This is a genomic window from Intrasporangium sp., from assembly GCF_032907665.1.
GTDB lineage: Bacteria > Actinomycetota > Actinomycetes > Actinomycetales > Dermatophilaceae > Intrasporangium.
Window position 1 is genome coordinate 1 of sequence record NZ_JAJJPG010000252.1, and the last position, 2,748, is coordinate 2,748.

General features: G+C 68.2%; 2 protein-coding genes. Both read right to left on the reverse strand.

Annotation, left to right across the window (positions count from 1 at the left end; all coding sequences use genetic code 11):
* Window positions 1-17 precede the first annotated feature (17 nt).
* Window positions 18-761 (reverse strand): succinate dehydrogenase/fumarate reductase iron-sulfur subunit, encoded by a 744-nt coding sequence (locus tag LOY02_RS19040; protein ID WP_317183934.1) that lies wholly within the window; start codon window positions 759-761, stop codon window positions 18-20.
* Window positions 762-766: 5 nt separating this feature from the next.
* A partial coding sequence (locus tag LOY02_RS19045; protein WP_317183935.1) for a fumarate reductase/succinate dehydrogenase flavoprotein subunit occupies window positions 767-2,748 on the reverse strand: 1,982 nt, incomplete at its 5' end.

Sequence of the window (2,748 nt, forward strand, 5' to 3'; positions counted from 1 at the left end):
CGAGGCTGCCGCCTGCGTCACAGACCGCGAGTGAGCGCGCGGCGCAGGTCCTGGTTGAGCTGGTTGATCACGTCCTGCGGAATCTCCTTCGGGCAGGCCAGCGAGCACTCGCCGATGTTGGTGCACCCCCCGAAGCCCTCGTGGTCGTGCTGGTTGACCATGGCGACGACGCGGGCGTCCCGCTCCGGCTGCCCCTGGGGGAGCTCACCGAGGTGGGTCACCTTGGCGCCGAGGAAGAGCATGCCCGAGGCGTTGGGGCAGGCTGCCACGCACGCGCCACAGCCGATGCAGGCAGCGGCCATGAAGGAGCGGTCCGCGTTCGGCTTCGGCACTGGGACCGAGTGGGCCTCGGGAGCCGAGCCGGTGTTGGCGCTGATGAAGCCGCCGGCCTGGATGATCCGGTCGAACGCGTCCCGGTCGACGACGAGGTCCTTGATGACGGGGAACGCGTCGGCGCGCCACGGCTCGACGGTGATGACGTCGCCGTCGTGGAACGACCGCATGTGGAGCTGGCAGGTCGTCGTCACCTCCGGACCGTGCGCCTTGCCCGAGATCATCAGGCCGCACATGCCGCAGATGCCCTCGCGGCAGTCGGAGTCGAAGGCGATCGGCTCCTCGCCGCGGTCGATGAGCTGTTCGTTGAGGACGTCGAGCATCTCGAGGAACGACATGTCGGGGGAGATGTCGGTGACCGGGTAGGTCACCATCTCGCCCTTGGCGTGGGGCCCGGCCTGGCGCCAGATCTTGAGGGTGAGGTTCATACCGGTCACTTGTAGCTCCGCTGCTTCATCTCGACGAATTCGTAGACCAGGTCTTCCTTGTGCAGGACCGGTGCGCCGTTGTCGCCGCCCCACTCCCATGCCGCGACGTAGGCGAACTCGTCGTCGTGACGCATCGCTTCCCCGTCCTCGGTCTGGCTCTCGGCCCGGAAGTGGCCGCCGCAGGACTCACGACGGTGCAGGGCGTCGATGCACATGAGCTCGCCCAGCTCGAGGAAGTCGGCGACCCGGCCGGCCTTCTCGAGGCTCTGGTTGAGCGTGTCAGCGGCTCCGAGGACGCGCACGTTGCGCCAGAACTCGTCACGCAGCGCCCGGATGAGGTCGATTCCCTTGAGCAGTCCCTCTTCCGTCCGCTCCATGCCGCAGTACTCCCACATGATGTGGCCGAGCTCGCGGTGGAAGGAGTCGACCGTCCGGTCGCCGTTGATCTCGAGGAGGCGGGCCACCCGGGCGTCCACCGAGGCCTTGGCCTCGACGACCGCCTCATGGGACTCGTCGAGCGGCTCGTACGGGCCCTTGGCGAGGTAGTCGCGGATCGTGTTCGGCAGGACGAAGTACCCGTCTGCGAGCCCCTGCATGAGGGCGGACGCCCCGAGGCGGTTGGCGCCGTGGTCGGAGAAGTTCGCCTCGCCGGCGACGAAGAGCCCGGGGATCGACGACTGGAGGTCGTAGTCGACCCAGAGGCCACCCATCGTGTAGTGGACAGCGGGGTAGATGCGCATCGGCACCTCATACGGGTTCTCACCCGTGATGCGCGCATACATGTCGAGCAGGTTGCCGTACTTCTCGGCGACAGCCTCCTTGCTCATCCGTTTCAGCGCGTCGGTGAAGTCGAGGTAGACGCCACGGCGGAAGTCGCCGACCTTGGGGCCGACGCCGCGCCCCTCGTCGCAGACGTACTTCGCGGCCCGAGAGGCGATGTCGCGGGGGACCAGGTTGCCGAAGCTCGGGTAGATGCGCTCGAGGTAGTAGTCGCGGTCCTCCTCGGGGATCTGCCGCGGGTCCTTGTCGCAGTCCTCCGCGCGCTTCGGCACCCAGATGCGGCCGTCGTTGCGCAGCGACTCCGACATCAACGTCAGTTTGCTCTGGTGTTCGCCCGAGACCGGGATGCACGTGGGGTGGATCTGCGTGTAGCAGGGGTTGCCGAAGTAGGCGCCCTTGCGGTGCGCACGCCACGTCGCCGTGACGTTGGAGCCCATCGCGTTGGTCGAGAGGAAGAAGACGTTGCCGTAGCCGCCGGTCGCCAGCACGACGGCGTCGGCGAGATGGGTCTCGATCTCGCCGGTGACGAGGTTGCGCGCGATGATGCCACGCGCCCGCGGGCCGGACCCGTCGTCGACGACGATGAGCTCCAGCATCTCGTGACGGCTGAACATCTCGACCGTGCCTGCGGCGACCTGGCGCTCGAGCGCCTGGTAGGCGCCGATGAGGAGCTGCTGCCCCGTCTGGCCTCGGGCGTAGAAGGTGCGCGACACCTGGACGCCGCCGAAGGATCGGTTGTCGAGCAGCCCGCCGTACTCCCGGGCGAAGGGGACGCCCTGGGCGACGCACTGGTCGATGATGTTCGCGCTGACTTCGGCGAGGCGGTAGACGTTGGACTCCCGCGAGCGGTAGTCGCCGCCCTTGACCGTGTCGTAGAACAGCCGGAAGACGGAGTCGCCGTCCTCCTTGTAGTTCTTCGCGGCGTTGATCCCGCCCTGCGCGGCGATCGAGTGCGCCCGGCGCGGGGAGTCCTGGTAGCAGAACGACTTGACGTTGTAGCCGGCCTCACCGAGCGTGGCCGCAGCGGCGCCGCCGGCCAGGCCGGTGCCGACGATGATGACCGTGAGCTTGCGGCGGTTCGCCGGGTTGACGAGGGCTGCATCGAACTTGCGCTGGTTCCAACGCTCGCTGATCGGGCCGGCGGGCGCCTTGGTGTCCCGGATCGGCTCGCCCTCGGCGTAGAGGCCGTGGACGAGGCCGGTGGTCT

Bases quoted from the DNA above. Each gene is read 5' to 3' on its own strand.
- LOY02_RS19040 (WP_317183934.1), bottom strand. From the start codon at position 761: ATGAACCTCACCCTCAAGATCTGGCGCCAGGCCGGGCCCCACGCCAAG.